23 protein-coding genes are annotated in these 25,687 nt (G+C 38.7%); 13 read left to right on the top strand and 10 right to left on the bottom strand.

Going from position 1 to position 25,687, the window contains the following annotated elements:
- Positions 1–4: 4 nt before the first annotated feature.
- From smc to TEL01S_RS10285, 3 genes are read right to left on the bottom strand one after another with little or no spacing between them, the layout of a single operon-like run.
- Positions 5–3,541, bottom strand: coding sequence for a chromosome segregation protein SMC (gene smc, locus TEL01S_RS10295; RefSeq protein ID WP_407635788.1), 3,537 nt, complete (start codon positions 3,539–3,541; stop codon positions 5–7).
- Positions 3,542–3,547: 6 nt separating this feature from the next.
- Positions 3,548–4,675 carry an N-acetylglucosamine-6-phosphate deacetylase gene (gene nagA, locus TEL01S_RS10290; protein ID WP_012004020.1) on the bottom strand — a complete coding sequence of 376 codons (1,128 nt, stop codon included), beginning with the start codon at positions 4,673–4,675 and terminating at the stop codon, positions 3,548–3,550.
- Positions 4,672–7,485 carry an SLBB domain-containing protein gene (locus tag TEL01S_RS10285; protein WP_012004019.1) on the bottom strand — a complete coding sequence of 938 codons (2,814 nt, stop codon included), beginning with the start codon at positions 7,483–7,485 and terminating at the stop codon, positions 4,672–4,674. Before TEL01S_RS10285 ends, nagA begins: the two co-directional genes overlap by 4 nt.
- A 107-nt stretch (positions 7,486–7,592) precedes the next feature.
- Here TEL01S_RS10285 and thrS point away from each other — a divergent pair, with 107 nt between their 5' ends.
- Both thrS and TEL01S_RS10275 read left to right on the top strand, forming a co-directional pair.
- A complete protein-coding gene (gene thrS / locus TEL01S_RS10280; RefSeq protein WP_012004018.1) occupies positions 7,593–9,509 on the top strand; it encodes a threonine--tRNA ligase in 1,917 nt (638 codons plus the stop codon).
- The gene (locus tag TEL01S_RS10275; protein WP_228369019.1) at positions 9,506–10,378 is read left to right on the top strand and encodes an HD-GYP domain-containing protein; all 873 of its coding nucleotides are present in this window, start codon (positions 9,506–9,508) and stop codon (positions 10,376–10,378) included. Before thrS ends, TEL01S_RS10275 begins: the two co-directional genes overlap by 4 nt.
- Here TEL01S_RS10275 and TEL01S_RS10270 read toward each other — a convergent pair.
- The 7 genes from TEL01S_RS10270 to TEL01S_RS10240 are packed head-to-tail and all read right to left on the bottom strand — an operon-like array spanning position 10,361 to position 16,652.
- Positions 10,361–10,846, bottom strand: a complete 486-nt coding sequence (locus TEL01S_RS10270) for a hypothetical protein (RefSeq protein ID WP_012004016.1) — start codon at positions 10,844–10,846, stop codon at positions 10,361–10,363. The genes TEL01S_RS10275 and TEL01S_RS10270 overlap by 18 nt on opposite strands.
- Before the next feature lie 4 nt (positions 10,847–10,850).
- Entirely contained in the window at positions 10,851–11,411 is a 561-nt protein-coding gene (gene ruvA, locus TEL01S_RS10265) for a Holliday junction branch migration protein RuvA (RefSeq protein ID WP_012004015.1), read from the bottom strand.
- A gap of 11 nt (positions 11,412–11,422) precedes the next feature.
- The gene (locus TEL01S_RS10260; RefSeq protein WP_012004014.1) at positions 11,423–12,748 is read right to left on the bottom strand and encodes a bifunctional folylpolyglutamate synthase/dihydrofolate synthase; all 1,326 of its coding nucleotides are present in this window, start codon (positions 12,746–12,748) and stop codon (positions 11,423–11,425) included.
- A complete protein-coding gene (locus tag TEL01S_RS10255; protein WP_012004013.1) occupies positions 12,745–15,330 on the bottom strand; it encodes a valine--tRNA ligase in 2,586 nt (861 codons plus the stop codon). Before TEL01S_RS10255 ends, TEL01S_RS10260 begins: the two co-directional genes overlap by 4 nt.
- 44 nt (positions 15,331–15,374) lie before the next feature.
- Entirely contained in the window at positions 15,375–15,755 is a 381-nt protein-coding gene (locus TEL01S_RS10250) for an SHOCT-like domain-containing protein (protein WP_012004012.1), read from the bottom strand.
- Positions 15,752–16,123: a DUF2089 domain-containing protein gene (locus TEL01S_RS10245; protein WP_028843616.1), complete on the bottom strand. Its 372-nt coding sequence runs from the start codon at positions 16,121–16,123 to the stop codon at positions 15,752–15,754. The genes TEL01S_RS10250 and TEL01S_RS10245 overlap by 4 nt, the downstream gene beginning before the upstream one ends.
- Before the next feature lie 10 nt (positions 16,124–16,133).
- Positions 16,134–16,652, bottom strand: a complete 519-nt coding sequence (locus TEL01S_RS10240) for a hypothetical protein (protein WP_012004010.1) — start codon at positions 16,650–16,652, stop codon at positions 16,134–16,136.
- Between the two features lie 244 nt (positions 16,653–16,896).
- Here TEL01S_RS10240 and rplU point away from each other — a divergent pair, with 244 nt between their 5' ends.
- From rplU to TEL01S_RS10185, 11 genes are all read left to right on the top strand, one after another.
- Positions 16,897–17,220, top strand: a complete 324-nt coding sequence (rplU, locus tag TEL01S_RS10235) for a 50S ribosomal protein L21 (RefSeq protein ID WP_028843617.1) — start codon at positions 16,897–16,899, stop codon at positions 17,218–17,220.
- Positions 17,217–17,555: a ribosomal-processing cysteine protease Prp gene (locus tag TEL01S_RS10230; protein ID WP_012004008.1), complete on the top strand. Its 339-nt coding sequence runs from the start codon at positions 17,217–17,219 to the stop codon at positions 17,553–17,555. Before rplU ends, TEL01S_RS10230 begins: the two co-directional genes overlap by 4 nt.
- Positions 17,524–17,793 (top strand): 50S ribosomal protein L27, encoded by a 270-nt coding sequence (gene rpmA / locus TEL01S_RS10225; RefSeq protein WP_012004007.1) that lies wholly within the window; start codon positions 17,524–17,526, stop codon positions 17,791–17,793. Before TEL01S_RS10230 ends, rpmA begins: the two co-directional genes overlap by 32 nt.
- A gap of 12 nt (positions 17,794–17,805) precedes the next feature.
- Positions 17,806–18,249 carry a 50S ribosomal protein L13 gene (gene rplM / locus TEL01S_RS10220; RefSeq protein ID WP_012004006.1) on the top strand — a complete coding sequence of 148 codons (444 nt, stop codon included), beginning with the start codon at positions 17,806–17,808 and terminating at the stop codon, positions 18,247–18,249.
- A gap of 11 nt (positions 18,250–18,260) precedes the next feature.
- Entirely contained in the window at positions 18,261–18,665 is a 405-nt protein-coding gene (gene rpsI / locus TEL01S_RS10215) for a 30S ribosomal protein S9 (RefSeq protein ID WP_012004005.1), read from the top strand.
- A gap of 153 nt (positions 18,666–18,818) precedes the next feature.
- Positions 18,819–20,501, top strand: a complete 1,683-nt coding sequence (gene dnaG / locus TEL01S_RS10210) for a DNA primase (RefSeq protein WP_012004004.1) — start codon at positions 18,819–18,821, stop codon at positions 20,499–20,501.
- Positions 20,482–21,681, top strand: a complete 1,200-nt coding sequence (rpoD, locus tag TEL01S_RS10205) for an RNA polymerase sigma factor RpoD (protein WP_407636300.1) — start codon at positions 20,482–20,484, stop codon at positions 21,679–21,681. The genes dnaG and rpoD overlap by 20 nt, the downstream gene beginning before the upstream one ends.
- Entirely contained in the window at positions 21,665–22,666 is a 1,002-nt protein-coding gene (locus TEL01S_RS10200) for a PhoH family protein (RefSeq protein WP_012004002.1), read from the top strand. The genes rpoD and TEL01S_RS10200 overlap by 17 nt, the downstream gene beginning before the upstream one ends.
- Positions 22,650–24,077 carry an HDIG domain-containing metalloprotein gene (locus TEL01S_RS10195; RefSeq protein WP_028843620.1) on the top strand — a complete coding sequence of 476 codons (1,428 nt, stop codon included), beginning with the start codon at positions 22,650–22,652 and terminating at the stop codon, positions 24,075–24,077. The genes TEL01S_RS10200 and TEL01S_RS10195 overlap by 17 nt, the downstream gene beginning before the upstream one ends.
- Complete coding sequence (gene ybeY, locus TEL01S_RS10190) at positions 24,007–24,426, top strand: rRNA maturation RNase YbeY (protein WP_228369017.1); 420 nt, start codon at positions 24,007–24,009, stop codon at positions 24,424–24,426. The genes TEL01S_RS10195 and ybeY overlap by 71 nt, the downstream gene beginning before the upstream one ends.
- Positions 24,416–25,654 carry a DUF1015 domain-containing protein gene (locus TEL01S_RS10185; RefSeq protein WP_012003999.1) on the top strand — a complete coding sequence of 413 codons (1,239 nt, stop codon included), beginning with the start codon at positions 24,416–24,418 and terminating at the stop codon, positions 25,652–25,654. Before ybeY ends, TEL01S_RS10185 begins: the two co-directional genes overlap by 11 nt.
- The last annotated feature ends 33 nt before the right edge of the window (positions 25,655–25,687 follow it).

The following is a 25,687-nucleotide window of genomic DNA, read 5'->3' as shown; positions in this document are numbered from 1 at the left end:
TTCTTCACTCCCTGACAGCCATGTTTTCAACTTCAACGGGCAGAACATTTGAGACGCCATCTATCATTGTTATTCCCTGTAACAGATCGGCACATTCCATAACTACTTTATTATGCGTGATTATTAAGAACTGCGCTTTCTTCGATCCATCCTCAAGAAGTCTTTTGAATCTTTCGGCATTGAATTCATCAAGTGGAGCATCTATCTCATCCAGAACATAGAATGGACTTGGTTTGACTTCAAGCAAGGAAAACAGCAAGGCTATTCCAACGAGGGCTTTCTCACCGCCTGAGAGTAGTTGTAACTTCTGTATCCTTTTTCCAGGTTTGCGCACAGATATTTCCACACCTGCTTCGAGTATATCTTTACCTGGTTCAAGTTTTATCTCTCCCTCTCCCCCGCTGAAAAGAAGGGATATAAAATAATTAAACTTCGTGTTGACTTGTTCATAGATATCGAGCAATTTGTTACGTGCTTCCTCGTCTGTACGCTTTACAAGATTAATTATCTTCTCCTGCGCATCCTGGAGATCTTTTTTTTGCATAGTTAAATCGTTGAACTTCTGCTCCACCTGATTAAATTCATCTATTGCTGTTACGTCAACCGGCCCGAGATATTTTATTTTGTTTTGAAGATCTTCAAGCTCATTTTTCAGTGATTCGAGCACATCTCCTGACAGTTCCTCGGTATTCATAGCGGTTTCTCTATCCACTTCATTTATCAGCTGATCTATTTTTGCCTGACTCTCCTGAATCGATAATTCTAAATGATGCAAATAATCTCTTAATTTTTCTCTGTCTTCTTTCATCTGCTGCATTTTTTTCTCCAGTTCGTTAAGTTTATTAAATTTCTGATCTTTGTCGCTCCTCTGCATTTTCATAGTTTCAAAAAGGTTTTCTGTTTCTTTCTTGATTGTCTCTATTTCTCTCTGATTATCAAGCAATATCTGCTTTAATCGGTCTATTTCCCCCTCAATTTCCTTTATTTGTGAATTCAGCTGGGTAGATTCTTCACTTAACTTTTGCTTTTCATCTTTCAGCTTTCTCAGCTCTGATTCATAATGAACTCTTCTTTCCAGCAAATTCGTAAGTTCTGCCTTCAATTCTGAGAATTGCGTCGAAATCTCCTCAAGGATATTTCTTTCGTGAGATAGTTGTTCATCGAATTTTTTTAACTCTTCTTCGTATATTCCAATCTGGTTAGATAAATCGCTTAATTCAGAAATAATCTGTTCTCTTCGGCTTCTCATTCCTTCGGATTTTATGGCATAATTCCTGCGAAGCTGGTCCATTGACTCTATCTCTTTGTTCAGTTCTTCGACAGTTTTATTCAATTCTTCAACCATTCTTCTTGTTGAGCTGCCTTCAGCAATGGCATTTGTCAGTTCTCTCTCCACTACTCTTTCCTGATTCAAAAGTGATCTGGTTTCTTCTTCTATCTGATTAATTTTTTGCTCGTGCAATTTTTCCAGCGAAGAAAGCTCACGTCTCTGGTTTGCTATTTCTGAAAGTCTGATCTTTCTCTTAACGAGTGAGTCTGATCTTTCTAATTCTACCTCTCCGCCTGTTATAGATCCATGTTGACCTATTATTTCTCCTTTCAGCGTTGCTATACGACATCTAACTCTATAACGTTTTTTGATATCCACCGCGTCTTCAAGGTTTTTTACTATTATATCGTTCCCAAAAAGGTATCCAGGCAAAGCACTGAATTTTTCATTAACTCTAACCACCTGCGCAGCATATCCAACAAATCCTGGATGACGTTCTATGTCTCTCATTCCACTGAAATGGGACTCTATTAGATCAAGAGGTAAAAAAGTTGCCCGGCCTATTTTCTCGGAACTGAGCCATTCTATCACTTTTTTTGCCGTCTCTGCGTTATCCACCACTACATGCTGGACAGCCCCTCCAAGAAGCACCTCTATGGCTTTTGTATAATCTGGTGGAAAATTTATCAGATTTCCAACCACATCGTAAATACCATCAAATGGTGCCTCGGCTTTTTTGGCGAATATTGCCCTTACAGACCTTGTGTATCCTTCGTAGGTTTGAATTCGGTATTTGATCCTTGATTCCTCTTCATCCAGAGATCTCAGCATGCGTCTTACATTGTCGAGCTGGTCAGCAGTGGCCCTCTTTTCGCTTGAGAGCTCCTTCAATCTCTCTCTGATCAACTGAAGTTCCTGTGCAAGCTGGGATTCCTTGTCGCCGGCGTTTTTCATTTTCTCCAGGAGCGCTCCAAGTTCCTGTTGAAGTCCATAGAGCCTTTGTGATTTCAAATTGAGTTGTGTATCAACCATCGAAATTCTTTTTGAAATATCTTCTAAAGCATCTTCGATTCTTGAAAGTTCATTTTCCAGAGACAATTTCTTTTTTTGTATTAAATCGCTTTTTTCCTTCAATGAGAGTAGTTCTTTTTCCTTTTCTGAATACCTTGAGATCAGCTGGTTACGTCTTTCTTCGACGTCCTGCAACATCTTCTCTTTTGTATTTATTTCTTCCATCAGAGCTTTGAAAATAAGATTTAATTCTTCGCTTCTTTTTTCAATAGATTCAATTTGCTCGTTTATTGAATCAAGTCTTGTAGTCATCTCGACGAACTTGTTTTCTCTTTCATTTAATCTCTTGGTGTACATTTCTCTCAACTCAATCAAAGTCGTCTGACGCTTTTTATAATCCTCGAGCAAATTTGTAAAGTTTTCTATCTCTCTATCAACGTTGGCGAATTCCTGTTTTAGAGCAGACCAGTTTGTTTCCACGCCTACAAGTTCTTTCTGTAGATTCTTTATCTTTTCGGTGGTTTCTTCTTGTTGGTTACTCAGGTGGTTTAATCTCTTTATCTCTTTTTTGAGAATATTCCCGTAATAAAGCTTTTTTACGTTTTCCAAACGTGAGCTGTATTCTCGATAGCGCTCTGCTCTTTTTGCTTTCAAATAAAGGGATTTTCTCTGTCTGTCCAGTTCGTACAATATATCCTGAACGCGCGCTAAATTGTTATTGACAATTTCAAGTCGCGCAAGGGATTCTTTTTTTCTTTCCCTGTAGAAGGCTGTACCAGCTGCTTCTTCGAGCAATAATCTGAGTTCTTCTGGTGAAGCGTTTACTATCCTTTCTATCTGTCCTTGCCCGGCTATGGAATAGAATTCCTTGCCTATGCCTGTCCCCATAAATTTCTCATGGATATCTTTCAGGCGAACAACTTCACCATTAAGCATATATTGATTTTTTCCATCAGATGTCAGCAGTCTTGAAACCACAAGTTTTTCATCTTCGTTCTCAAAGGACAATTCAACATATGCACTTGTTGCAGCAGGTATTTTGCTGGAACCTGCGAAAATAACATCGTACTTTTCCTCTGCTCTGAGTTGTTTCATAGACTGCTCACCAAACACCCATCTTATGGCATCAACTATGTTTGATTTTCCACCACCATTTGGTCCTATTATCGCTGTTATTCCATCAGCAAAAAATAACTTTGTAGGTCGGGCAAAGGATTTGAAACCACTAAGTGCCATACTGACAAGCTTCAAGCCCGACACCTCCCGTTAGGCTGAATATACTCTTTCTCCGGAGACAAAAGTTGCAACAACATTCAATTCTTCATCAAGGGCAACTAAATCTGCTGTTTTTCCCTCTTTAATAATTCCGGCATTGAGTTTACTCGCTCTCGCAGGTGTCAGCGTTGCCATAATTATAGCTTCCTTTTCAGTATATCCAAGGTTGAAAACAACATTTCTCACTGCCTGATCGAGTGTTAGAGTACTTCCAGCAAGATTGTTTTCTCCCTTCAAGCGCGCTATTTTTCCCTTTACAACTACTTTAAGCTCTCCTAAGGAGTATTCTCCGTCTTCTAATCCTGTTGCAGCCATTGAATCAGTGACCAGAACCGTCTTATTCGGGCCTTTAGCATTGATAATCAACTTTACAGTGGCAGGATGAAGGTGCACAAGGTCACATATTACTTCACAGTAAACATTTTTCTCCGTTAAAGCAGCGCCCACAACACCAGGTTCTCTGTGAGAAAAACTTTTCATTGCATTAAATACATGAGTAGCCCTTGTTGCGCCAATTTCTATTGCTTGAACAGTTTGTTCGTAAGTTGCATCTGTGTGGGCAATAGTAGGTATTATGCCATTTTTTCTAAGAAATTTAATCGCCACTGCAGCGTTTTTAAGTTCTGGAGCTATGGCAAAGATTTTTGTAATTTCTCTGAATTTCTCAACGAATCTGGATAGCTCTTCAAGATCTGGATTTTTCAACAATTCTTCTTTATGTGCCCCTTTTTTCGAGGGATTCAAATATGGCCCCTCTACATAAAGACCACCTATTTTTGATCCAGGGAGTTTCGTTCGCATTGATTTTCTCACGGTCTCGGCAACAGATGACAGCTTTTCGAATTTATCTGAAACAGTTGTTACTAAAAAAGTTGTCACACCATGTTTTGCATAAAACATAGAAAGTTTTTCAAAATCTTCAACAGTAGCACTCATTGCATCTATACCAATTGCGCCGTGCGTATGGCTATCGATATAACCGGGTGCAATTATCGGATATGTGAAATCAGCTTTCAATCCGGAAGATGAAACAGATTGTATGACCCCGTTTTCAATCGTTATAATCTTATCTTCAAGAATTCTGCTTGGTGTAATAGCCCTTTTTGCCCTGATTTTCATTGAACCATCCCCTGTACACCGCTTATTATGCTGATCAGATTCTGAATTATTGGAATCATATCAACTATATTCATTAGAGGATTATCAGGAACAAAGATTACATCACCCGGCGAAACATTGGGGTTGCTTGCGACAGACTTTCCTTTCAAAGTCCCGGACAGATCGCAGAGTACCGGCTCTCCAGTTGGACCACCTTTGAAGAGATAAACCCTGGATGCGATCGCTCGTGTTGTGAAACCTCCGCATTTCATGATTGCATCCATCACAGTTGAGTATTGATCTATTCTAACCAGTCCAGGCTTTGAAACCTGACCGAGTACATAAACGACATTTGATTCTATTGGCGGTACATAAAGTATATCACCAGCTTTCACAGAAATGCTGTTCAAAACTATTGGATCCGCCGCGTTTATTGTTTTGCTTTCATTTCCACGTTTCAGAATAATCTGGTTATAAGATCCCCAGTCACTTATGCCACCAGATAGGCTCAAGGCCTCTAAGGCTGTTATCTGCCTGTCAGATATGTAATACCCCCCAGGATTTTTAACCATGCCAAGTACATAAATATAACTTTCTAAATCTTTTTCTATCACAATGAAGGTTCCATCTATCAGATCGAGGTCTGCTTTCTTTATCTGGATATCTTTTAGCGAAACAAGCGTTGATTCGTTTGTAGGGTAAATAACATGTACCTGGCGGGCGTCGTTGACAAGTGTTATCTTTCCAAGAACAGTTGATAATTTGAATTCTTCGTTATGAGATAGCAGGATTTTTTCGTTTTTCACAGCATCTCCAAACACAAAAACATAATGGGGTGACTTTTCTGTTACATAGACAAAGTCCCCATCTTTCAGGAAAAAGTTGAACTCTTCTGATTCAACCTGATCTACACTGAACAAATGTCTCTTACCTTCTGAATAAACTATGACTTTGTCTGAAACAAAAATTTCAGTTGGTTCGGTTATAAAACCACCACATTTCGCTATGGCGTTCCTCAAGGTGGATCTTTCGTTGACTTCGAAAACCACCTGACCAGGCACTTTAACTCTTCCGAGAACACTCACCCGCGCTGGCTTTTTGAGCGTCACCTTGATGATATCTCCACTTTCAAGAACTATATCGGGCTCAAGCTGGATGGGCTCTTCACTGTTTCTCGATACTCTGCACAGCTGTTCAACCAGATCAAGATTCAGGTTAGCTTTCGAAAGAGCTCTTTTTAGCGTGATTTTCTCATCAAAATTGAAAGTTATGAATTGAGAAAGATCACCTATAAAGTAAACATATCTTCCTTCCCTTAGTTTAAAAACAACTGTTGCACCATTTTGCAAATCTTCATCTTTTAATCCATCTAAAACGTCGTGTATTTTGAGCACGGTGGTTTGTGTTTGCCCGGGCTGAATTAACTGAATAGATTCGAAAGTCTGTTCACTAATCTGACCAACCTTGTTGATCAGAGTGGACAGCTTCTTTGGTTCTTCTGGTTCAAAGATTATTTTTCCGGACGTTGCAAGATTTCCAACAACATAAACGTAAAACTCCTGATATTCAACTCTCACTAAATCTGCTGGCTCCAAATCGATATCTTTTTCTTTTATCGTAGATGCCTGTATTTCATACCATGAACCGTCTCTGTATATCTTTATTGTTCCACCTTTTTCAACCTGCGGAGAATCAAATCCACCAGCTTTTGCAATCAACACGCTCAATTTCATTGATTCTTCCGGTTGAAAATCAATTCTGCCCTGGTTTTTCACAAGTCCCAGAACATAAACAAATCTCTCCTGCTTTTTTACAACATCCACGTAAGCACCAGATTCAAGCAAAATATCTTCACCTTCCGAAAGTACTGATGGGGAGTAATCTTTCTTTGCGGTGCTTTGAGTGACAGTTATTTTTTCAATGTATTTCAATTCTGCTTGCACACCACCAGCCTTTGCTATTAATCGTTTTAGTGTGATGGGCTCATCTTCCATAAATTCGTAAATACCCGGTTTTGCAACAAATCCGGTCACATAGGCGTATCTCAAATCTATTTTTGGAACATAAATCTGATCACCCGGTTTGAGCTCCAAATCGTTGTTTTTACCCGTCAGGATTGCTTCCAAATCTATTTTTTGCACAGTGCCATTTCTGCTGAGGTAAACATTTCTCAGATCACCAACATTTGTAATAACCCCTCCGGCGAGAGATATAACTCCAGCCAAGGTCATTCCTTTTATATAAGAAAATGAGGAAGGGTTTTTCACTGCCCCAAGAACTTTTACATTGCTGATAGGACTTTTAGAAGGTATATAAATAATATCTCCTTCAAAAACAGGCACATCTGCTTCAATTGAACCTTCGTAAAAAGCCGAAAGATTAACGATAAAACTTTCTTCTCTTCTGAAAATTCTTATATTTTCAAGATCTATGGAATCGATGTTGAAATTCCCATTTGAACCAACAGTTGAGATAACTTGGCTGAGAGTTACAGGGTTTATACCAATATCTATTCTTCTATTCGTTATTCCCTGAATGTAAATATATCTCGGTGCGTAAGAAATAAGTGAAACAGTGACGCTCGGGTTGGGAATTAATTTGGCTATTTTTTCACTTGCTATTTTTTCAATATCTGACAGCGTCATCCCTTCAACTTTTATTCTTCCTACACCAGCGTAAGAGATGTACCCATCACTGTCTACAAGACAATCTTTTGTCATCTCCGGATAGGCGAAAACCTCGATTCTTACGATATCTCCTGTTCTTAAAGTGTATTCGGCAAAAATCAAACATGAGAGAAATAAAATCAATAAAAGAAAACCTTTCCGCATTCAATCACCTCTCGATTTACTTTCTCTTCATATGATATCACTTTGTTGAATACAGGCAGCGTTGGAAAATGTGGTAATATTTAAGAAAGTATCCAGGAGGTGATTTTGTGCCCATTAAAGTGAAAATAAAAAACGATGGAGAGTTTATATCAGAAAAACCGGTCCAGATTCGAGAAATTATTCGTTCTGATGAAGTTATTGCCGCAGTTTTTAACGGTAAATTAATAGACCTGAGATCAACGATAGATAGTGATGGAGAGGTAGAATTTGTTGATTTGTTTCACGAGCTTGCGCCTGAAGTTTACAGGCACACTATGTCTCACATTTTGGCTCAGGCAGTTATGAATGTCTATGGGAAGAAGAATGTCAGGCTTGGCATAGGTCCAGCGATTGAAAACGGCTTTTACTATGATTTTGAGATATTAAATGGAAAAATAACTGAAGAAGATTTATCAAGGATAGAAGAAGAGATGAAGAAAATAATCGAACAGAATATTCCTGTTGAGCGTATTGAAATGAGCAAAGATGATGCTATATCTTTTATGACTGAAAAAGACCAGCCGTACAAGGTCGAGCTTTTGAAAGAGATACAGGATAATAAAGTGACTTTATTCAAACAGGGCGATTTCGTCGATCTGTGCAGGGGACCACATATGCCTTCCACAGGCATGGTTAAACACTTCAAGTTACTTTCTGTTTCTGGAGCATACTGGAAAGGTGATGAAAAAAATCCGATGCTTCAAAGAGTTTATGGCACAGCATTTTTAAGGCAGGAAGAATTGAAAAATTACCTTGACCTCCTCGAAGAGGCCAGAAAAAGAGACCACAGAAAGCTTGGCCCTGCACTTGATATTTTCTTTATTGATTTTGATGTGGCTGCTGGTATGCCAGTTTTTACGCCAAACGGGACAGTTATTCTCAAAGAGCTTATGGAATTTTCCAGGCAGCTGCACATTGAATATGGTTATGAAGAAGTTATGACCCCACTTGTCATGAGTGAAAAGCTCTGGAGGATGTCGGGGCACTGGGAACACTATAAAGAAAATATGTATTTCACTACAAAAGAAGAGCAGCAATTCGCCATTAAACCAATGAATTGTCCTGGCCATATACTTGTGTACAAAAACAAACCGGTTTCCTATAGAGATCTTCCCGTGAGATTTTTTGAGTTTGGAAAAGTTCACCGGTATGAACGGAGCGGTGTTTTGCATGGGCTATTTCGTGTGAGAAGTTTCACTCAGGATGATGCACACATATTCTGCAGAATAGATCAGGTGGAAAATGAAATAGCAGGTGTGATAAATCTTGTTCACAGGATATATTCGCAGTTTGGTTTTGACTATTCTGCCGAACTGAGCACGATGCCTGAGGATCATATGGGGGACGAAGCAACCTGGGAGAAAGCAACAGAGGCCCTGAGAAAAGCTATGGAATCAGTTGGATTACAGTATGTTGTGAAAGAAAAAGAAGGTGCGTTTTATGGACCAAAAATAGATTTCCATGTAAGAGATTCGATAGGTAGAACCTGGCAATGTGCAACTATTCAGCTTGATTTCCTTATGCCACAGAGATTTGGGCTTGTTTATACCAGTATGGATGGAAAATATCAACAACCTGTCATGATACATAGAGCTATTTACGGAAGCTTAGAAAGGTTTTTAGGAATACTTATCGAGCATTACGCGGGAGCATTTCCGACATGGCTGGCACCTGTTCAGGTGATTATAATACCGATTGCTGACAGACATTTTGAATATGCTGAGAAGGTAAAAAGTGAATTTGTTAAAAACGGTGTAAGGGTGAAAATAGATGCACGACGCGAGACAGTTGGGTATAAAATAAGAGATGCGCAATCTATGAAAATACCTTACATGCTTGTTGTTGGAGACAGAGAAGCTGATTCAGAAGCTGTTTCTGTCAGAACAAGGGGCAGTGACTTCGGAAGCAAGCCAGTAAAGTTGGTTCTGGAAAAAATAACTGAGGAAATTGCGACGCGTTCGTTGAAAAATTTGATGGAGGAATGAATGTGGTTTTTACCGTTCTGGGAAAGGTGAATAAAAATATAATTGAGTTTTTCGAAAAAATGGAAGCTGCTGAGGGGAAGAATTCTCCTCAGCTCCTTTTAACAGATTCCTTGACAGATTCCAGGATACCTCAGATAGTTTTTTCAGGTTCTTCTGCCAAATTTTACGATGAAGGTAAATTAATTGCCAATTTTGAAAATGCAGAAGAAAATTACAAATCTTTATGGGCATTTGCAAAATCTTACGTCGAAAAAGATGCTACCAGCGCTGGATTGACGAGCACAAAATGGGCACGAAGGGTTATAAGTGGTATTCTCCAGGCTATGATTGTTCTGATGGAGGTTGAAGACAAAAACGGATTCAGCCATTCTCAGAGAGTTGCTAAGCTCGCGAAAAAAATTGGAACAGAGTTAAGGTTGAGCGAAGAAGATATTCTTTCTCTCACAGAAGCAAGCATGTTGCATGATGTAGGAAAGATAGGTATTGAACAATTGATGATGTTCACTCCAACCAGAATAAGGACTTTGGAAAGCATGCCAAAAGATCACGCATTGATGGGTGCTATCTATCTTTCAACGATAGAATTTCTCTGGGACCTGGTTCCTGCAGTGAGATCTCATCATGAAAGATGGGATGGACAGGGTTATCCAGACGGTTTGAAAGGCGAAGATATACCACTTTTTGCAAGAATAATAGCTGTTTGCGATTATTATGACGAGCTGACTCATTTTATAACGTCGGAATGGGGTGTTGGTCCAAAGAGTAAAAGCGATGCGTTGAAAATGATAATAGATCAAAGCTCACGTATGTTCGATCCAGAAATTGTGGATGTATTTGTTAAGGTTATGGAGTCAAGCGAAGACATCTAAGAATATTCCAAAGGGTTTTAACAGATCTTCAATCAGTTTTGCCGGCATGTTCAACATGAGTTTCAGAAAATTGAGCTGCTGTTCTATTTTTTCTTTTTCATGACTGTTGATAGCTGCTTCCAGCTTGTTTTCGAGCTCTCGAATTTGTTTTCTCAACTGGTCTTTGTACTCGTTGGAATTATCCTGAACTTTTTCGCCGTTAGGGTAATATATCCATGCAGTCGTTTTACCTGCGACTGCTGCAAGAAAAGACCCTTTTCTTCTTAAATCAAGATTGATCCCGCCATGAATTATTATTCCACCGTTTTTGGCGGCCTCCCTCTCAAATGCGAGCCAGTTGCTTATTTCCTGTGAAACTACGCGCAAGATACTTCTGCTTGCCGGAGCTGAATGAGAAAGCCCCGGTTCACCTGGATCGAGTTTATAACCAAGTATCGGATTTTCCAGACCAGCACTAAGGACATTCACAAAATCACACCTTCTTAGAAAGCATTTTAAGGGCTTCTTTGACTATTTGTTCTGCCTTCTTCGAAGAATGGTAGACGCTCTTTGCAGCCTCTCTTGATTCTATCTTACCAAATCCGAGGGCGACAAGTGCATCGATTGCATCTGACAACTCTTTTGAATAATCAGATTTTATTTCAAATTCTTCGTCTTTTAATTCCGCTATAAGCCTCTCGGCTGTTTTTTTACCGATACCTGGAAATCTGGATAGTTTTTCGACATCCTGAGAAATTATCAAATGCACTAATTCTTCTGGTTCAGAGGTTGAAACAATTCTCAAAGCAGTTTTTGGACCTATTTTTGAGACTTTCAGAATTTTTTCAAAAACATAGAGTCTTTCTTTGCTCAGAAAACCATAAATTGTTATTCCTTCCTGGCTGAATTCAAGATGTGTATGCAACTGAACTGTCTGCCCTATCTGTGCTTTTTCAAGTGTTTCAATGTCACAGAGAATTTTTATCAAAAAACCATTGATTTCAAGTATTACACTGCTACCATTTTTACTATGAACTGTGCCTTTAACTCCCACCAGCAAAGTATTCACCTCGCAATTATCCACTCTGGATCAAGCTGCCCGTCCATTATGTAATCCCTCAGATATCCAACTAAGTACAGAGACCCTGTAACGATAATTGTTTCATACCCATCTGATTTCAATATTTCGTAAGCTTTTATCGGATCAGGTTCAAGGATCGTGTTTGCGTTTATTTCCCTGGTGATTTGAAAAGTTTCCTGAGTATTTTGTGCCCTGTGGGAGAAAGGTCTTGTAACAACTATCCTATCAAACATGGGCGCAATCTGAGTCAAAATACTTCTTTTATCTTTATCATCAACTATACCTATCACAGCAGCAATTTTTTCATCCTCAAGATAATCTTTTATAGATTTTCTCAAAACAAGTGCAGCAGAAAGGTTATGCGCTCCATCAAATATCACCTTTGGTTTTTCACCAACGACTTCAAACCTTCCTGGCATGGTGGTCTTGCTCAAAGCACTTCTTATCCTGAGTTTATCTATCTTTATATTATTTCTTTGAGCAAAAATCAAAAATGCTTGAAGCGCTACAGAGGCGTTGAGAAACTGGTGTGCACCATTTAAGGAGATTTTCAAATCTTTGAGCTCGATGATATCGCTGTGAAAATCAAAGGTATTGTTCGAAAGAAAAAGTTTTTCGTTGTCGTAGTAGAAATCTTTTCCCAGGAGATATACAGAACTGTTTTTTAAGTGCGCTACTTGATTTATGACGTTTAAGGGAATTTCGTTAGTTTCTCCACAAACCACCGGGATATTTTCCTTGATTATTCCGGCTTTCTCAAAAGCGATTTTTTCAAGAGTGTTTCCCAGTATGTGCATGTGATCAAATCCGACAGTTACGATAACGCTCACTTCTGGGGTAAGTACATTTGTTGCGTCGAATCGTCCTCCAAGCCCGACTTCTATCGAAGCTGCCTGAGTTTTCATATCTCTGTATACGCAAAAAGCCATTGCCGTGGTGAATTCAAAAAAACTTGGTTTCGATTGTTCTCCTTCTTTGTCGAGCTCTATCGCTGCCTGTTGAACTTCATGAAAAGCATTCAGCATAGTTTCATCAGTTATGAATTTTTCATCCACCAGTATACGTTCTTTGAAGGATGTCAGATGTGGTGAATAATAGGCAGCTGTTTTTAATCCATGTTCTATAAAAAGCCAGCTCAAAAATCGTGTAACTGATCCTTTTCCATTGGTACCTGCTATATGAGCGCTTTTGAATACATTTTGAGGATTGCCAAGTCTCTCGCACAGTTTCTGAATTCTATCAAGTCCAAGTGTGATTTTCCCTGAAGGTCTTTCTTTGTAAAGATATTCGAGCATTTTCAGGTATGTCACATCAGATCACCCAGTATTTGATTGAGTATTTTGAGCCGATCTTCTATCTCAGAAAGCTTTTGACGTGCTTCTGAAATAGCTTCTTCTGGTGCATTGGAAAGAAATTTATCATCAGAGAGCTTTTTAAGCTGCCATTCTCTTTCTTTTTGCAATTTTTCTATGTTTTTCATCAATCTTTTGATCTCAGATTGAAGATTCAGGCCAGCCACATCAACGTATACATGCTGATTTTCAGAAACAAAAGCTGTGGCACAGCAAGCTGGTTTCTCTTTCACATAACTTATTTGAGCACCCGAAAGATGTTCTATGTAAGAGCTTTCCTCTTTACAAAGTGTTTCACCATATATGTAGACTTTCGTATTTCTTTTTGGAGGAATGTTCATTTCTGCTTTTACATTTCTTATTCCCCTGATTATTTGAACCAGTTTTTCAAAATTCTTTTCTGCCTCTTCGTTAATTAGTGTCACATCAACCTCTGGCCAATCTGAAATAACTATCGATTCGCCATGTACTGGCAAGTTTTGCCACAGCTCTTCACTCAAAAATGGCATGAATGGATGTAAGAGTCTGAGGCTTGTATCAAGAACTTTTACCAGAACATTCTGTGTGATTGCTTTCTTTTCACTATTGAGAACAAGCTTCGAAGATTCTATGTACCAGTCACAAAACTCATTCCAGAAGAATTCGTACAGCGACCTGGCAGCGATGTTGAATTCGTATTTTTCAATCGCATCACTTACTACCGAGATAACTTTCTGGAGCTTTGAAAGAATCCATCTATCTGCAAGGGAGAGTTCATTCAGCGGTTGGGGTTTATAATTGTCTAAATTTATCAGGACAAATCTTGCTGCATTCCATATCTTGTTGGCAAATTTTCTGTAGGTATCAAAGTATCTTTCATCAAGTTTTATGTCACTTCCCTGGGCTGCAAAGATTGCGAGTGTGAACCTGACAGGATCCGTTCCATATTTTTCAGACATATCTATTGGATCTATCCCGTTACCAAGTGATTTGCTCATTTTTCTACCGTGTTTATCTCGGATAAGCTGGTGTATGTATACATCTGTAAAGGGTTTTTTTTGCATAAACTGATAACCCATGATAATCATTCTGGCAACCCAGAAGAAGATTATGTCGAATCCTGTTACCAGAACAGATGTTGGATAGTATTTTTCAAGATCTTCTGTTTTCTCAGGCCATCCCAGTGTTGAAAAAGGCCAGAGAGCAGATGAAAACCATGTATCGAGTACATCTTCATCTTGCTCGATAGACTTTGAGCCGCATTTTGGACATTCTTCAATATCTATTTCAGATACTATCGTTTCATTGCAGTTTTTGCAGTACCACACCGGTACTCTATGACCCCACCAGAGTTGTCTGCTTATACACCAGTCGCGAATATTGTACATCCAGTGGAGATAAACCTTTTTCCATCTTTCAGGAACAAAACGAATTTCTTCGTTTTCAACAGCTTCAATAGCCCTTTTTGAGAGAGATTTCATACTTACAAACCATTGGTCCATAATTCTTGGTTCTATCACAGAGTCGCATCGATAACAATGCCCAACGGCGTGGTTTATATTCTCCACTTTGAGTAAAAACCCAGCTTTCTCAAGATCTTCTAAAACAGCTTTCCGCGCTTGATACCTATCGAGGCCAGCATATTTTCCGCCGTTTTCATTTATTTTCGCCTCGTTGTCAAAGATTTCTATAAATTGTAGAGAATGTCTTTTTGCTATATCAAAATCATTGGGATCATGAGCTGGGGTTATCTTTACAGCACCCGTACCAAATTCAGGGTCCACATAACTATCAGTTATGATTGGTATCTCTCTGTTCATCAGAGGAAGAACAACAGTTTTTCCAGATATATTCTTGTATCTTTCATCTTCCGGGTTAACTGCGACTGCAACATCGCCGAGCATTGTTTCCGGTCTTGTAGTTGCAATCACTATATATTCATTGCTTCCCGAGAATGGATATTTCACATAATAGAGTTTTGCAGACTCTTCTATGTGCTCAACTTCTTCGTCTGACAAGACAGTTTGACATCTTGGACACCAGTTGACCATATATTTTCCCCTGTATATCAGGCCACGGTTGTACAGATCTACGAAAACTTTTCTGACAGCTTTTGATAAACCATCATCCAGAGTAAATCTTTCTCGAGACCAGTCTACGGAAGCACCGAGTGTCTCTATTTGCTGACGTATCTCCTTTCTATATTTTTTTGCCCATTCCCAGACTATTTCGATGAATTTTTCTCTACCAAGCTGCTCTCTGCTTTTTCCCTGGCTCTCGAGATATCTTTCAACGGCATTTTGAGTAGCTATGCCGGCATGATCTTCACCCGGCACCCACAATGTATCAAAACCACGCATTCTTTTGTATCTTACTAATATGTCCTGCAAAGTGATATTCAGGGCGTGTCCCATATGGATTCGTCCCGTTATGTTTGGAGGTGGTATAACAATTACAAAGGGTATACCACTGCCTTTTGGCGCGAAATAACCTTTTTCTACCCATCTTTCATACCATTTTTTTTCTATCTGCTCCGGGCTGTAACGTGTACCAAGATTCATTGAATTACACCTCCAGATAGATTTTTCAATGATTTTACCACAATTCAATCGACAAAGATGCGTACGGTGGTGCCATCAGAACCAGTAACATTTATTATATCTCCCTCAAGATCAGACAGGTTTTTCAACGCTTCGTCTATTTGATCAGATACCAGATCAAGATCAACATTTGGTACATTCTTTTTCAAAGAGGGTAACATGAGTTTCATTGTCTGAGCAAGAGAAACTGGTATTTTCATATCTACCTTGTCTCCATCTGCGCTTCTTACTTGAATATACAGCAGTTTTTTCTTCCCTTCTTTCGGTTTTTGAAAATTGCTTGTTTCGGAAAAGATGCCCATACCTTCAGCAAGCTCAATAGCTTGCTCAGGAGTGAGCTTACCATCTTTTACCAGATTCATAATCCTCATAAGTTCTTCTCTCATATTTTTTCCTCCCCGCTGTTTTTTATCAAAGAGATCGCTGTCGAAAAATCGATCTCTCCTTTTTCCAATTTTTCGAGAATTGAAGAATATCGAGATTCTTCCTGAACAGAATAACCGAGATTTTTCAGAAGTCTGCTAAAATACGAATGGGCTGTCGGATAAGATATTTTCAATTTCTCAGCTACTTTTGTCAGATTTCCTCTGTTTTTCAAGTACAATCTCAGAAACTCCAAATCCTCGGAGGACAATCTTGAAAATTCATTTGGTTGAAAGGAACCTTCGACTTTGCTGTTGCAACTCACACATTTATATGAAGTTATGATTACCCTGCCGCCGCAAACTGGACATTTAGATTGGAATTCGATCATTTTTTCACCTTCACACAATGCCAACCCTTACAGTAGTTCCTTTACTCTCAACTTTAATAAAATCACCCGAAAAGCTCATCAATTCATCTAATGAAGTAATTATCATATCTTCAATGAGGGTATAATATTTTTCTTCAATTTCAATAGAAATCTTGTCTTTGATGGACTTTCGCAGCATAGGGGATAAGGCTTTCAAAAAAGGCTTTAAAACTATTACTATTGATAAAGGGATCGATATTTTGACATTCGTTGAATTCTCTTCGTTGACCATTATGAGAAATTTTCTACCTATGGGAGGAGTTATCATATCTTTGAGCCATTCAATATCTTCCTGATCGAGTTTCCCCCGAAAGCGCTCTTCAATATTTTTTTTGTTCTGCTCCGCACGTTTTTGAGCTTTTTTGTAGACCGATAGTAATGATACAAGTATGTATATTCCAAACGCGGCAAATAATATACCAAAGAAGAATTTTGCCCCAAAGAAAACTAAACAAAACCCAGCAATTATGAGTGTTATTGCCAAGTACATCTCATCACCTCCAAAAAAATTTGAAAGTAGGATTTTATATTTTATCAATTGTGAGTTTATAATATATGCTTTGTACACACACATAGAGAGAAGAGTGTAAATCTAAATTTTCAAAGTCGTAACATGATTGATGATACAATAAACAGGCAAGTATTTACACAAGCACTCGAGAAACGTCTTTAAATGCTCCAAAGGGACTCCGGAGCTACGTTTTTTGGTGCCTGTTTACTAAGGAGGTGAATCTGTGTACGCTATTATTGAGACTGGTGGAAAGCAGTACAAAGTTTCTGAAGGAGACACCATTGCTGTTGAAAAGCTGTCAGTTAAACAGGGAGAGCAGGTAGTTTTTGAGAGAATTTTGCACCTTTCAACCGATGGAACTGTGAAAATAGGGCAGCCTTATGTGGAGGGATGCACAGTTAAGGGAACGGTTCTGTCGCATGAAAGGGCACGAAAAGTTGTTGTTGTGAAATACAGGCCAAGAAAGAATTACCGACGTGAGCGTGGTCACAGGCAATGGTTTAGTCTTGTCAAAATCGACAAAATAGAAATTGAAAAAACATCATGATAAAGATCGTTTTTTATACCTTTAAGGGTGGCTACAGCGGCTTCAAAATTAACGGACACAGTAATTTTGATGTCAAAGGTAAGGATATAGTTTGTGCCGCTATCAGTGCGTTGTCTCAGCATACTGCCAAGATGCTTGTAAAACATTGTGGTGCCAGAATAGTTGCCAGGCAGGAAGGCTTACTGGAAGTCGCTTTAAACAATATCGATAATTTTTCAAATGTCGTTTTATCTGAATTCAAAGAAAGTATTGAAGATTTACAAAGTCAGTACCCGAGAAACATTTCTTTGGAGGTGAAAGAAGATGCGAATCGACATACAGTTGTTTGCTCATAGGAAAAGTGGAAGCACTAATGGAAGGGACAGCAACCCGAAATACCTGGGTGTTAAAGTGGGAGATGGGCAAAAAGTCATTTCGGGAAATATTCTGGTGAGGCAGAGAGGAACAAAAATACATCCGGGGAAAAATGTTGGTTGTGGTAGAGATTTTACCCTTTTTGCTTTGAAAGATGGTATTGTGAAGTTTCATGTGAAAAGAAATAGAAAGTTCGTTGATGTCATAACCCAAGAATGAGGAGGAATCAATATGGCACGACCTTTTCCTATACAGAGAACATCGATTGTTAGAGAAGCAGGAAAAAAGTGGTTTGTTGTTGATGCTTCAGGAAAAGTTCTTGGTAGATTGGCCAGCCAGATAGCGAAATATCTTATGGGAAAAAATGAGCCAACCTTTTTCCCTGGTGTAGACAATGGTAACTACGTGGTGGTCATAAATGCAGACAAAGTACTTTTAACCGGAAAAAAACTCGATAAAAAAATGTATTACCATTATTCAGGTTACCCTGGAGGGTTGAAACAATTGACGGCCAGACAGCTTCTTGAAAAGCATCCAGAGAGGCTAATATATCTGGCAGTTAAAAGAATGTTACCTAAAGCAGCTCTCGGCACCAAATATTTGAAGCGTTTGAAAGTATATGCATCAGACTCACATCCACACGAGGCTCAGAAACCGCAACCTTTAGAATTTTAATGGGAGGGTGAATGATGGATAAGGCTATTTTTAATGGTCTGGGTAGAAGAAAGACGTCTGTTGCACGGGTTTATATAGTTTCTGGGAATGGGAAATTGACTATAAATGATAAAATTTTTGCCTCTGCAGAGGAATATTTTAAAGATCGTGTGAGAGCAAGGCATGCCTTCGAACCGCTCGTTGTTACAAACAACGATGGCAAGCTTGATGTTTTTGTAAGGGTTGAGGGTGGAGGCCTTTCAGGACAGGCCGGCGCAGTGAGACTTGCACTGGCTCGAGCACTTATTAAGATGGATACGTCGTTCAAGCCTGTTTTGAAATCTCATGGTATGCTTTCGAGAGATCCCCGAATGGTAGAAAGAAAGAAATACGGTCTGAGAAAAGCTCGAAGAGCTCCTCAATACTCAAAACGTTAATTCATTCTCCGGGGCAATTTTTTATGCCCCGGGTTGAACCACCGTAATCTTAAGAAGGTCTAATTACTCTGGCATAAGACCTCGCAACTCTATTTTTCTTTCCTTCAGGAGGAATATGAGCTTGAGAATTTTCTTCCGGATTAATTTCTTGCAATGGTGAGTAAGGAACAGATTGAAAGGATTAAAAACTCTGTAGATATAGTACAGGTTATCTCGCAATATGTATCTTTGCAAAAAGTAGGGTCAAATTACAGAGGATTATGTCCTTTTCATAGCGAGAAAACACCATCGTTTCATGTTAATCCGACCCTTAAGCTTTATCATTGTTTTGGTTGTGGAGCATCTGGTGATGTGATCAAATTTATTCAGGAAATAGAGCACATTTCTTTTCAGGAGGCTTTGCAGAAACTTGGAAGGCAAGCTGGTATTGAGGTAAAATTTTCTTCCTCTCAATCCGGAAAAGATGAATATGTTGAATATCTCTTTAGAGTTCATACAGAATATAGAAATTGTCTTCGCAAAAACAGCGAGGTTGTTCAATATTTTTTTGATAGAGGTTTTAATGATCGGGAAATAGAGGAATACGAATTTGGGTACTGCCCGGGTGGATCAAAAATAGCTTATGAAGTTGCTTCAAAACTGTCTCTTAAATTTTCGAAAGCGATCAGGTATGGTTTGATGAGAAAAGTTGAGAGCGGTTATGTAGATACATTCGAAAACAGGATAATCATACCAATCAAAGATGATTTTGGCCGTATTGTAGCCTTCGGTGGTAGGACTGTCTCAAATCGTGAGCCAAAATATTTGAACTCTCCAGAAACACCGTATTTTTCAAAACGTTCTGTGCTGTTCATGTTCGATAAAGCAAAAAAGGCTATCAAGGGGGTGGATTTTGTTGTAGTAACAGAGGGTTATTTTGATGCGATAGCTTTTCACCGGATAGGTGTAACCAACGCTGTTGCAACTCTTGGTACAAGCCTTTCAGAGATTCATTTGATGAAATTAAAGCCACTGACAAAGAACATTATATTGTGTTTCGATAGCGATGATGCTGGTAAGAGAGCTACTATGTCTACATTGAAAATCTTTTTAGAGAACGATTTTGATGTTGCTATTGCTCAATTTAAGGAAAAAGATCCTGATGAAGTTCTGAGAAAAAGCGGTGCTGATATGTTGAAAGATACACTGAAGAAAGCATTGCCTTTTGAAGAGTATATTGTTGAGTTTTATTCAAAACAATTTGAGCTTTCAACTACTTCTGGAACAGAAAGATTTTTGATGCAGTTGAGACCCTGGACACGTTTGATGCTCAGCTTGAAAAAAATAGAGAGATACGAAAATTTGTTAAGAATAATTTCTTCAAAAACGAGGTTATCCACCGCCCAGCTATCTGAATATTTCAAATCAAAGGCAATTCAGAGGACAAAGTTTGTTAAAACCAACCTCCCTTCAGATGAGGATTATCTGATTTACTTGTACATAACCCGGGAAGATTTGAGAAGAGAAATATCGAAAATTGACAGATCGCTTATCAGAGAACAAACAGCTGAAATCCTTGATCTTTTGGAAAATAACCTTGATCTATCGGAGTTTGATGAAGAAACAAGAAAATATATTTTCGATGTCATGTCAAAAATACCTCCTGGCGACTCTCTCAAGATTTTTGAAGATATCAAAAAAAATTTTATTAGAAAATCAATTGAAAAGCGTTTGTCACAGATAGACAGTAAACTTGCAATTTGCAAGGATGAAAGAGAAAGGGCAAACCTTTTGAGAGAAAGACTGAGGTTGATTTCTTCCTTGAATGGGACCGGAGGTGGTCAAAGTGGAGCATGAAAAAAAGCAGCTGGAAGAAGAGCTTGAAGATGATGAAGGGAAAGAAAAATCTGCTCGGAGAAAAGCATTAACAGGCGAGGAAATTGAGAAGAGAGTGAGGAATCTTATAAAAACTGGAAAGAAGAAAGGTTTTATAACATATGATGACATAGATAAGGCTTTTCCACCTGATTATGATGGATTTGATACTTCTTTGATAGAGCATATATATGAAGAATTGGAAAAAAACAAGATCAACATACAGGATACAGAACCAATCGAAGAGATAGATGAGGATGTGGAATCAGAAATTCCAAGTTTGCTGGAAGAAGGACCGGAAATATATGACAACGTTGCTCTGAAAGATCCTATAAAGATGTACCTGCGAGAAATAGGAAAAATACCCTTGCTGACACCTTCACAGGAAAGAGAACTTGCGAGACGTGCCCAAATAGGCAATAAAAGGGCAAAAGAAAAGCTCATTGAATCGAATCTGCGGCTTGTAGTGAGTATTGCAAAAAGATATATCGGCAGAGGATTACCTTTTCTTGATCTGATTCAGGAAGGAAATATCGGTCTTCTGAAAGCGGTAGAAAAATTTGACTGGAAAAAAGGTTACAAATTCAGCACTTATGCGACCTGGTGGATTAGACAGGCAATTACGAGGGCGATAGCTGATCAGGCAAGAACCATAAGGATACCTGTTCATATGGTTGAAACCATAAACAAGCTTAACAGAATTACCAGAGAATACTATCAAAAACACGGTGAACAGCCTTCGTTAGAGGAACTTGCAAAACTTATGGATAAACCGGTGGATAAAGTTGAAGAGATCCTTCAAGCATCCAAAGAAACAGTTTCGCTTGAGGCTCCTGTGGGCGAAGATGAGGATTCTACCGTGGGAGATTTTGTGGCTGACGAGAACATAACCTCTCCAAAGAAAGAAGCTATGAGAATGCTGATGCGCGAAGAACTTGAAAAGGTTTTAAAGACACTTAACCCGAGAGAAGCAATGGTGCTCAAAATGAGGTATGGATTACTTGATGGAAAAGCCAAGACACTTGAGGAAGTGGGACAGTATTTCAATGTTACCAGAGAAAGAATCAGACAGATAGAGGTTAAGGCGTTGAGAAAGCTCAGACATCCTTCAAGGAGCAAGTACCTTAAATCTTTGATATCATTGCTTGACCAACAAGGGTGATATTATATACTTTGGAGGTGATTTAAAGCTGGTATCAAAAATAGTTGAAGTTCCAGACAATGTCGATATGGTGGTCGTTCTCGGGCAATATGATAACAGGCTAAGGTTTTTAAGGAAAAAATTCTCAGTTAACATCGAAGTTTTTGACAAGAAAATAACGGTTGCCGGGAGTGACAATTCTGTTGTTGAGACAGTAGAAAATATACTCTCTCAGGTTGTTACGGCAGCCAAGAAGGGATATGTGATGGATTGGGGAGAGTTTGAATCTTTGGTTGATTTCTATACAGCTTGGGGTGGAACTGTAGATATTGATCATCAGGAAGTTTTGCTTGCTGGGAAGATTCGCCCAAAGACAAGAGGTCAGAAAGAATACGTTGAAGCAATGAAAAAGCATGACGTTGTTTTTGCAATAGGACCTGCTGGCACCGGAAAGACATATCTCGCTGTAGCCATGGCCCTGGATTACCTTAGATCGGGAGCCGTTCAGAGAATCATACTTACAAGACCTGCTGTTGAAGCTGGTGAGAGATTGGGGTTTTTGCCAGGAGATCTGGTTGAAAAAGTCGATCCCTATTTAAGACCGATTTACGATGCTATCATGGATATGATGCCCGCAGAAAAATTTTACAGCTATCGCCAGAAAGGCATAGTGGAGATCGCTCCGCTGGCTTTCATGAGAGGAAGGACTCTGAACAACTGCTTTGTTATTCTCGACGAGGCACAAAATACAACTCATCAGCAGATGAAGATGTTTTTAACAAGGATTGGATTCAGCTCAAAAGCAGTTATCACAGGCGATGTTACTCAGATAGACATAGACAAAGGAAACTCTGGGCTCATCGAGTGTGAAGAGATTCTCAAGGGTGTTGAAGGCATAGCTTTTGTGTATCTTACTGATCTTGACGTTGTAAGACATCCTATAGTAAAAAATATAATAAAAGCTTACGAAAACTACGAGAGGAACAGGCATGAAAAAGATCATTGATTTCATCAGGCAAAATCTGATTGATTTTGCTGTGGTTCTGGCAGGTTTTTTTCTTCTCAAGATTCCATATCTCTCTAATATATCCCTTTTTTTAAATGGTTATGTCGTAGCTTCGCTGATCTGGTTTGCCTTGATAAGACCAAAAATGGATAAAAGACCATTTAATCTTCACAGGTCGTATTTTTATTTGTTTTACTCGATAACCTTATTTGGTTTTTTTCTCGCAAAAATAATTGTTAGAGAGATAGGATTATATGCATCACCTTTTTTTATTCCCATCACTCTTCTGGTACTCCTTTTTGATGTTGAAATAGCAATAGTTACTTCCATATTTTTCGCAATTATCTTCTCCTTAGTTTTCAATCTTGACGCTCTGGGTTTTGCTTTCATTTTGACAAATTCTTTACTCACCGCTTTGCTTGGTTCACGAATTCAGAAGAGAATGCATGTTGCAAGATCGGCACTTTTTGTGGCGCTTTTCTCGATGATTTTTTATCTCTTCCATATAGAATTGCACAGAGTAGATATCAATTTAATGGAAAGTTTGGTGATTCTTTTTATACCAATCGTTTTTTCAATTGTCAGTATAGGCGTGCTTCCATTTATCGAATACGCGAGTATGATATATTCAAATGTTGACTTAATGGAACTCAGCAATTTAAACAATTCTTTGCTAAAACTTCTTTCGTTGAGAGCACCTGGAACTTATTACCATTCATCGATGGTTGCAAACCTTGCTGAAGCTGCTGCGCAAAGGATAGGGGCAAATGCGATTCTTGCAAGAACAGCCGCTTACTTTCATGACATAGGTAAATCGAAAAGACCTTATTTTTATACAGAAAATATCTACGAGAAGAATCCTCACGATGAGCTAAATCCCAAGTTGAGCCATCTAATAATCCAGGATCATGTTAAATCTGGCATAGAAATGGCAAAGAGAAATAGGCTTCCTTTGCTTATTCAGGATGTTATACCTCAGCATCATGGAACTCGGGTGCAAAAATATTTCTATCACAAGTCAAAGGATATGGGAGAAGAACTCAGTGAAAATGAATTTCGTTATTCCGGGCCCAAACCTCAATTCAAAGAAGCCGGTATAATAATGTTGGCGGATGCCGTTGAAGCTGCTGCCAGAAGTATGAAAAATCCGACAGCCGGGCGAATAAAAACCATGGTTGAGGAAGTTATTTCAGGTATATATAACGAGAGAGAACTTGATGAGTCTGGATTAACCTTGAAAGATCTTGAGGCTATAGCAGAAGAGTTTACGAAAGTTCTGTTTAGTATGTTTCGCTCGCGCATTGAGTATCCAAAAGAAGAGATAAAGAAGGTGATCAATCTTGCCGAAGATTCACTTGGTCAACAAAACGAGAACGAAGATCGATCAAAAAAAGATCAAGCAAGTTATTAGCATGGTTTTGAAAAATGAGGATAAAAATATTGACGTGAGCCTTGTATTTATTGGAGAAAGACGTATGAGAAATCTCAATAGAGAATACAGGAAAATTGATTCGCCTACTGATGTTTTGACCTTCTTTTACGAAGAAGAATCTTTTGGGGAAATCTTTATATGCCCGTCACAGGTGGAAAAAAATGCGAGCAAGTATTCCCAGAGATATGAAATTGAGCTTTTTCGTGTGTTAATACACGCCTGCCTTCATTTGTGTGGTTATGATCATGAATTTGTGGATAACAAGTCTCAAGAAATGTTTCACAGGCAGGAAAAATATCTCAGGGAGGTAGAGAAAAATGGTTGTTAAACCTTTCAGGGCAGTCAGGCCAAAAAAGGAATTTGCTTCATCAGTTGCTGCAAAACCATACGATGTTGTAGATTCTCGGGAAGCAAAAGAAGTTCTTAAGTTGAATCCTTATACATTTTACAGAGTTACAAAACCCGAGATAAATTTTGATAAAGATATGGAGCCAAGTTCTTCTGAAGTTTTGCAAAAAGCCAGGGAAATACTTTCAGAAATGATTTCTTCAGGTATTTTGATTCAGGATGAGACAGAGTGTTTTTATATATATAAACAAACCGGAAAGGACCATATCCAAATAGGTCTTGTCGCAACATTCCATGTTGATGATTATCTCAACAACAAAATCAAAAAGCACGAACTGACCCGCAAAGAAAAAGAAGATGAAAGAGCAAAACATATATACCACTTGAAAGCACAAACTGGGCCTGTTTTTCTTATGTACAGGTCTTCGGAAAAATTGGATTCTCTCATAGAAAGATTTGCTCAAGGTGAACCCGAGTATGATTTTACAGACGAAGATGGTATAAGGCAAACGGTATATGTTGTGAAAGATAGACAATCAGTTGAATTAATCAAGAAAGCCTTTGAGGGTGTGGATAGTTTCTATATTGCCGATGGTCATCACAGAGCAGCTTCCGCTGTTAGAGTGGCACAAATTTTGAGACAGGAAACGAGCCCCTTTAAACCTGATGAAGAATATAATTACTTTCTTGGTGTCTTGTTTCCACACAAACATCTGAAGATATACGATTACAACAGAGTAATCAGAGATTTGAACGGATTGACAGTTCAGCATTTTATTTCAAGTCTTGAGAATATTTTTGATCTTTCCCTTGCCCCTCATTCACCTTACAAACCTGTTAAAAAACACGAGTTTGGTATGTATATAGGTGGAAAGTGGTACATTTTGAGACTTAAAGAAGGTTTAATTAATGAGTCGGATCCTGTCAGATCTCTCGATGTTTCAATTCTTCAGGAGTTTGTTTTGAAGCCAATCCTTGGTATAGACGATCCAAGAACAGATAAGCGTATAGAGTTTGTCGGAGGTATTTACGGGTTGAGAATGCTGGAGAATTATGTTGATAAAAAAGGATTTTCTGTGGCGTTTGCTCTTTATCCAACATCTGTTGAGGATCTTATGAAAATTTCGGATTTTGGCTTTATCATGCCTCCGAAGTCGACATGGTTCGAGCCAAAATTGAAAAGTGGCCTGTTTATTCACTTAATTTGAACCAAACATAATGTGTGAAAAGTCGAATTATCA

The sequence above is a fragment of the Pseudothermotoga elfii DSM 9442 = NBRC 107921 genome (assembly GCF_000504085.1).
Lineage (GTDB): Bacteria > Thermotogota > Thermotogae > Thermotogales > DSM-5069 > Pseudothermotoga_B > Pseudothermotoga_B elfii.
Note: the sequence above shows the minus strand (reverse complement) of the source record. Positions and strands in the feature narration are given on the sequence as shown.